General features: G+C 59.9%; 4 protein-coding genes. 3 read left to right on the forward strand and 1 reads right to left on the reverse strand.

Going from position 1 to position 7155, the window contains the following annotated elements; all coding sequences use genetic code 11:
- Positions 1 to 75 precede the first annotated feature (75 nt).
- Positions 76 to 1338 (reverse strand): hypothetical protein, encoded by a 1263-nt coding sequence (locus tag ABX749_RS15485; RefSeq protein WP_372896769.1) that lies wholly within the window; start codon positions 1336 to 1338, stop codon positions 76 to 78.
- Between the two features lie 796 nt (positions 1339 to 2134).
- Here ABX749_RS15485 and ABX749_RS15490 point away from each other — a divergent pair.
- The 3 genes from ABX749_RS15490 (at position 2135) to ABX749_RS15500 (ending at position 6669) form a co-directional block, all read left to right on the forward strand.
- Positions 2135 to 3913, forward strand: coding sequence for a hypothetical protein (locus tag ABX749_RS15490; RefSeq protein ID WP_372896770.1), 1779 nt, complete (start codon positions 2135 to 2137; stop codon positions 3911 to 3913).
- Between the two features lie 132 nt (positions 3914 to 4045).
- Positions 4046 to 5413: a DUF1800 family protein gene (locus ABX749_RS15495; protein WP_372896771.1), complete on the forward strand. Its 1368-nt coding sequence runs from the start codon at positions 4046 to 4048 to the stop codon at positions 5411 to 5413.
- A gap of 14 nt (positions 5414 to 5427) precedes the next feature.
- Positions 5428 to 6669, forward strand: coding sequence for a DUF1501 domain-containing protein (locus tag ABX749_RS15500; protein WP_372896772.1), 1242 nt, complete (start codon positions 5428 to 5430; stop codon positions 6667 to 6669).
- Positions 6670 to 7155 lie beyond the last annotated feature (486 nt).

Below are 7155 nucleotides of genomic sequence, written 5' to 3' on the forward strand. Positions count from 1 at the left end.
CCAAGTTTGGAAGTCGCGTGATCCCTTGAAAAAAGGTGCGGCATTCGAGGTCGCGAGCGAGCCGCTGGACGGTGGCTATTCGACGTCGCCCTCGTCCTCCTCCTCGTCGTCGACGTCATCGTCGTAATAGTCTTCTTGCCAGTGGTACTGAGGCGGCGGTTCACCCACGCGTTGGGTGACTTCGGGCTTTTTGCGTTTTGAAGGTTGATCACTGATACTCTTGATCGTGATCATGAAACGTGTCGTGTCGCCGAAGTCGTAGTCAAAGGCAAAGGACTCCCCGGTCTCCAACGGAACGTCCCCCAATCGCGTCTCGTCGGCGAACATGTCTCCGTCGTTCAGTCGGCTATCGATGATCCTGCGGTCGATGCCGGTACGATCGCGATACCGGTATTCGAACAAGTGGTCGGCGTCGAAATTGAATGCCGCCAAAATCTCATAGGCGAAGGAGTCCAGGTCGGTTTCAGCGGGGGCGACGATGACCCGCGAGCAATCGCCGACGGAAACGTTCAGTGTAAACTCGCCCGGCTGAAATTCCGCGACTGGCGCAGTCAAGCGATTCTTGAGATCCGGAAACAGCGGCCGACACGTGTCGTAGAAATCGTCTTCGTCGGAAGACCAACGCAACACGTTGAGCAAGGCCACGTACGCAGCGTCACCGAGGGGGAACCGTGTGGCTTTTTCGATCTCAGCGGATTTTCCCTCTTTGACGTCGGATTTCATTTCCAGTTTGACGAATCCGAATTCGTGCAGCATCGCCGCGTCCATTTTACCCTCCCATGATTCAAACAGATAGGATGTCTCACCCGGACGGATCGTTTGCACCTCGTCTAGCTGGCTGTAGCAGCTCGCTATTTCTGCGTATCGTCCTTCGCCACGCGAGCGGTAACCGATGATGGAGACCGAGACTCGGAACAGATAGGCGGAAAGCAGCGCGATGTATTGTTCGGTCGGGTTCAAATCATTGAAACGCCCGCGTAATTCTGCGTCCACAAACACGGCGCGTTTGGGCTTGGTCTGGGTCGTCACCAAGCCCATCGATCGGAGCAGCAAATAAAGCCCGGCCAGCGTGGGGAAGGACCGCAACTGGGGCCGTGCCATTCGGTTCACCAGCGGTTCGGTCATCCGCTGATTCGCCTCCTTGAGAAGTTTCATCGGCAGCACAAAGTTCTGATTGCCGGTCGGGGTCGGTGGCCCGTCCAGGAAATCGAGCAACGCGTTGGCGTCCGAGAGGATGGGGCCGGGCTGGTCGGCGGTGATCGACAGCGAGCGGAGGAACTTTTCGGCGGGTTCTGTTTTCTTCGAAAACAGGCTTCTGACGTTCTTGGCAACTTTCATGGAATGGTCATTGTCTCCGGATTCATCTTGAAGCTGGCGGTGTGGAACGGTGCTGCGGCGACGATCATTCTAAGCGGTGGTTGATCAATTGTCGGGTGGGTCAAACAAACGCGGTCCAATGCCACTTACTTTGGCGGCAAACGGGGGCCTTTTGTTAGCGGCAGGGCGCGAGCCCTCCGGTCGTTCAAGGTCAAACAGGCCGCTCGCGCCGTTCCGCTAACACCTTCACGGCCAGCGTCGCTGCCATGACCCCGACGGGGTCAAAGCCAATAGCCGGAGGTGAGCGGAGCGACACCTCCGGAGATCGGGTCCACACGTCGGATGCGACCCCGGAGGGTGTCGAAGCAAATCGCGCCCGAGCCCTCGGAGCCGGTCTGCCGTCCCGAGTGAACGCGCATCCCGGTCAACTCTTTTTGAAACGCGGACTGCGGCACCGCCGGCGGATTGATTCGCTGCGACCCCGTCCGGGGTCGATGGGATTTTGGGGCGTGCTTCCCGGAGGTGGCGCTGCGCTGACCTCCGGCTACTCGCTGGCATCCCTCCGGGATACTGGACTCGCTGGCGCGAGTCCTCCGGTCGTTCAAGGTCAAACCGGACGGCTCGCGCCGTTCCGCTAACACCTTCAGTGCCCAATGCCGCTAAAAAATACTTCACAGCGTTACCAGGCAGGTTTGCTCTGTTGGAGTGCGCCCCGGTCGCAATGGTACAATCGGTTACGCAAGATTCTCTCTGGCCGCTCGAATCACCGAATATGCTGATCGATCACCTCTTTCTTTTGCCATCCAGGAATCGTCCGATGACCGTCCAAGCATTGTCGCCCTTTCGGTGTTCGAATCGGTCTCTCGCCGTGTTTGCGTTGTCGGTCTTCTTGGCCAGTCCCACCTTGGCGGAAGACGCGAAACAGGGCGACCGGCGAACCGCGGCCGAATTGTTGCCCGCCAGCGTCGTCGCATACGTTGAAGTGCCACGTCTGGGCGACGTCATCGAGCTGGTCGCCGATCACCCGCTCCGTCAGTCGATCCAGGACATGCCCGCCGTCCGAGCGATCGGCAGTTCGGATCAAGTGCGACCGCTGCGTGACGGAATCGCGGCGTTCGAGGGCGGCATGGGGCGTCCTTGGGATGAAGCCCTCACTGTGTTGACCGACGGCGGGATTCACCTGGCGTTCGACGCCCCGACTCAAGGTGCCGCGCTGCTCATCAAGTCCTCCAGCCGCGAACAGCTGGAACGTTTTCGCGGCGTCGTCCTGGCCCTGTCGCAACTCGGCCAAGGGAACTTTGGCATCGCCCGTCAAGCCGATTATCGAGGCTTCACCGCCTACGCGCTCAACGACAACATCAAGCTGGCGCTGGTCGACCACTGGTTCCTGATGACCAACAAACCCGAGTTGGGGAAATCGATCATCGATCGTTATCTTGATGGCGACAAGCATTCACTCGCCGCGTCCGATTCGTTTACGGCGGCGATGGCCGGTGCCGGCGACGCGTCGTTGAAAGCCTATGTCGATGTGGAAACGATTCGCGACGCCGGGGTCGCGCCAAAACTGTACGCCGGCAAGACCGAGAACGTCGCCGCCGAAGCGCTGTTCGGCGGGATCGTCGCCAACCTGGCCCACACGCCTTCGGCCGTCGCGACGTTGGATATCGATCCTTCCGGCGTCCGGCTGACCCTGGCGACTCCCCACCAGAGCGAATGGGAGACCGGCCGCGAGTACTTTTTTGGCGAAGACTCGGCCGCGTCGGCACCACCGCTGCTCCAAGTTCCCCATCAGCTTTTGGCGATCAGCACCCACCGCGACCTCTCGCAAATGTGGTTGCGCGCACCGGACCTGATGACGGACAAGGCGAACGAAGATCTTGCCCAGGCGGACACGAACCTGACCACGTTCTTCTCCAACCGCGATTTCGGCGAAGACATTTTGGGGTCGTTGCGGCCCGGGATCCAGTTGGTCGTCCAGCGACAATCCTTTGATGCCGCGTCACCACAACCGGCGATCAAGTTGCCCGCCTTTGCGATGCAGTTCACGATGCGGACCCCGGAAGAAACCACGCGGGAATTTCGCCGAGTGTTCCAGAACCTCGTCGGGTTCATCAACGTGGTCGGCGCGATGCAAGGGCAGCCCCAATTGGATCAGGACTTCGAGCAAACCGATTCGGCAACCCTGCTCACCTCCACCTACGTCCCGCCGCGAGAGGAAGACCCATTGGCTGCCGTGCCGATCAACTACAACTTTTCGCCCACCCTCGCCTTTGCCGGCGAGCGGATGATCGTCTCCAGCAGCACCCAACTGGCACGCACGCTCACTGAGTTATCCGCGCAATCGGAATCGAAGGTGCAGCAGCCCAATACCGTTGCGGTTCTCAATGCCGACGCGTTGGCCGATACCCTTCGTGACAACAAGCAGCAGCTCGTCGCGCAAAACATGTTGGAGAAAGGGCACGGTCCGGATCAGGCCAACGCCGAAATCGATGTCCTGTTCGACATCCTTGCGCTGTTCAAGGATGTGACGGTGGAGTTGGACGTGGACGACGGCCAATTGAATTTGACGACAGAAGTGCAACTGCAATCGAAGTAGCCGAAGCAGGAGTTTGGGTAGGAATATTTCGGAGGTAGGGAAATGGAAGAAGGGACGCTTCATTGAACGATCACCAACCTAATTTTCTTACCTCCAAAATTTTCTTACCCCCTCAATCACCACCGACATAGCATGGCTGTCGACACAAAAATCGATCCCGGCTGGGCCTGGCAACCCTTTACGCCGAGCGGCACCCAGCCTTGGGATCGCTCGCTGGCGGCGCACCTGTATCGTCGCGCCGGCTTTGGTGCCGACCTGCAACTGTTGGACGAAGCGGTTGCCAAGAGTCCCCATGACGTGGTGGACGAATTGATCGCGCTTAATCTGGAAACGTCTGACTTTCGCGCCGTCGCGGATTCGCTCGCCCAAACCCTGTTGGCCGGCGGCGACCCGATGAAGTTGTCGGCCGCTTGGGTCTATCGGTTGCTGTTCACGCCGGCTCAGTTGCTGGAAAAAACAACGCTGTTCTGGCACGGCCATTTCGCCACCGGCGCCGACAAGGTCAAGGATGCGGCGATGATGTGGCGGCAAAATCAGCTGCTGCGTCGACACGCCCTCGGTGACTTTCAAGCGCTGACCCAAGCGATCGCCAAGGACCCGGCGATGTTGATCTATTTGGATTCAACGTCGAATCGAAAGTCGCATCCCAACGAAAACTTCGCCCGCGAGCTGATGGAATTGTTTTGTCTCGGGGAAGGGCATTACAGCGAAACCGACGTCGTCGAACTGGCACGTTGCTTTACCGGTTGGGAAATCCGTCGCGATCGATTTCGCAAGAACCGTTATCAACACGATGCCGGCGAGAAGTCGATTCTGGGGCAACGCGGCGCGTTTGACGGCGAGCAGGCCGTCGCAATCGTCGTCGGACGTGACGACATGCCGCGTTTCATCTGCCGGAAACTCGCCCGGTACTTCCTCGCCGATGAACTGGAGCTGACCGACGATCTGATTGAGATCCCGGCGACGACGATGCGCGAGAACAACCTGCAGATCGCTCCGGTGCTCAAGCAGATGCTCTCGAGCAATTTGTTCTATTCGTCACACGCCCGTGCCAGGAAAATCAAGTCGCCGGTCGAACTGGTGGTCGGGATGTTGCGCGGTTTGAATGGAACGACCAACAGCCAGCTGGTCGCACGTGGGTTGCGCGACATCGGCCAAGGCTTGTTCTATCCGCCCAATGTCAAAGGCTGGGACGGAGGCCGGGCCTGGATCAATTCGTCGACCGTGCTCGGGCGGGCCAACTTGTTCGAAGCGATTCTGTCCAATGAAGACACAAAATTTGAGGGGCAGTCGCTGACGCAGTCTTTGGCCGACCATGGCATCCACGACGTCGACCATGCGATCGACCATTTTGAACGCTGTCTGATGGCGGTGCCGATCAACCCGGCGACCCGTCGACAGCTGACGTCGCAATTTGATTCGCTCGGCAAGGATCACGAAAAGACGTATCGCCGACTGCTTCACGCCGTCTGCTCACTCCCCGAATTTCAACTCGCCTGAAAACGGTCATTTCGATGTTTCATCAGCCCACCAATCGACGTCGTTTCCTTCACGCTTCCGGGGGCGGTGCGCTGGCGATCGGGATCGGGTCGTCGCTGCCGAACTGCTTTTTGCAAGCGGCGGAGTCGGCGAGCTCCGACGAAGATCGGATTCTGGTCGTCGTCCAGCTCACCGGCGGCAACGACGGGCTGAACACGGTGATCCCTTACGCCGACGACGCCTACCGTGCCGCTCGAACGACGTTGGCCGTGCCCCGATCCGAGGTGCTGGCGATCGATGACCATGTCGGTTTTCACCCGTCGTTGCGTGGGATGAAGGACTTGCTCGAAGACGGACAGGTCGCCGTGGTTCAAGGCGTCGGCTATGAGAACCCCAACCGGTCCCATTTCGAATCGATGGATATTTGGCACAGCTGTGTCCGCAAGGATCAGCCTCGCACCGACGGCTGGATCGGACGCGCCCTGGAGCAATTCACCGGCGCCGACGGCGGTGATGTGCCCGCCTTGCATCTCGGTCAGCAGCAACAACCCTTCGCGCTCGCCTCGGAAACGATCCGTGTGCCGACGGTGAAACAACTCGAAGCATTCCAGCTGCGCGGTTCGGATTCGGCTGCGTTGCGTCGGCTGCTCAATGCGCCGCTGACACCTGCAGTCGAGCAGTCTGGTGACGACTTGCTGGGCTTTTTGCAGTCGAGCACCCAAGGCGCGATCTCCGCCAGCCAACGCGTCACCGCGGCGGCCCAGGACTATCAGAGCGACATCGACTATCCCCAGTCGCAACTGGGAGAGCAATTGCGGTTGGTGGCTCAACTGATCAGCGCCGGGATGAGGACACGGGTTTATTACTTGCAACTGGACGGCTTCGACACGCACGCCCAGCAAGGCGACACGCATGCCATTTTGCTGCGTCAGTGGAGTGATGCGGTTTCGGCGTTTCTGGGTGACATGAAGGCCCGAGATCACAGCGATCGCGTCTGTGTGATGACGTTCAGCGAATTCGGTCGACGGGTGGCTGAGAATGCCAGCGCGGGAACCGATCACGGCGCGGCCGGGCCGATGTTTCTATGCGGCGGCGGGCTGAACACGGGGCTGATCGGCAAACCGCCACGTCTGGACGATCTGGAGCAAGGCGACTTGAAACACAGCGTCGATTTCCGCAGCGTCTACGCATCGGTGTTGAAAGACTGGCTCGGGACCGACCCCGACCAAGTCCTCCGCGGTCACTATGAAACCCTGCCGCTGTTTGCGAAGTCGTGACTGTTGCTCGGTGTTAAGTCAGCGTCCGTGTGACCTCCGGTACGACAAACGGCGTGTCTTTTGTTAGCGGCAGGGCGCGAGCCCTCCGGTCAGTCAACGCTTGCACCGGACGGCTCGCGCCGTTCCGCTAACGCCTTTTGCGTCGAAGTAGCTGGCATGACCCCGGCGGGGTCAAAGCGATTAGCCGGAGGTGAGCGCAGCGACACCTCCGGACATCGGGTCCACCCGCCTGACGCGACCCCGGAGGGTGTCGAAGCAAATCGCACCCGAACCTTCGAAGTCGGCCTGCCGCCCCGCGTGAACGAGCATCCCGATCAACTCTTTTGCAAACGCGGACTGCGGCACCGCCGGCGGATTGATTCGCTGCGACCCCGTCCGGGGTCGAGGGGATTGTGGGACGTGCTTCCCGGAGGTGGCGCTGCGCTGACCTCCGGCTACTCGCTGGCATCCCTCCGGGATACTCGGTTCGCTGCCGCTCTCCTTTGA

Origin of the sequence: Stieleria sp., assembly GCF_041595215.1 — a bacterium.
Classification (GTDB): Bacteria; Planctomycetota; Planctomycetia; order Pirellulales; family Pirellulaceae; genus Stieleria; species Stieleria magnilauensis.

What these genes read in the sequence shown, in the direction of transcription:
- ABX749_RS15485 (WP_372896769.1), bottom strand. Translation starts at nt 1,338, where the DNA reads ATGAAAGTTGCCAAGAACGTCAGAAGCCTGTTTTCGAAGAAAACAGAA.
- ABX749_RS15490 (WP_372896770.1), top strand. Translation starts at nt 2,135, where the DNA reads ATGACCGTCCAAGCATTGTCGCCCTTTCGGTGTTCGAATCGGTCTCTC.
- ABX749_RS15495 (WP_372896771.1), top strand. Translation starts at nt 4,046, where the DNA reads ATGGCTGTCGACACAAAAATCGATCCCGGCTGGGCCTGGCAACCCTTT.
- ABX749_RS15500 (WP_372896772.1), top strand. Translation starts at nt 5,428, where the DNA reads ATGTTTCATCAGCCCACCAATCGACGTCGTTTCCTTCACGCTTCCGGG.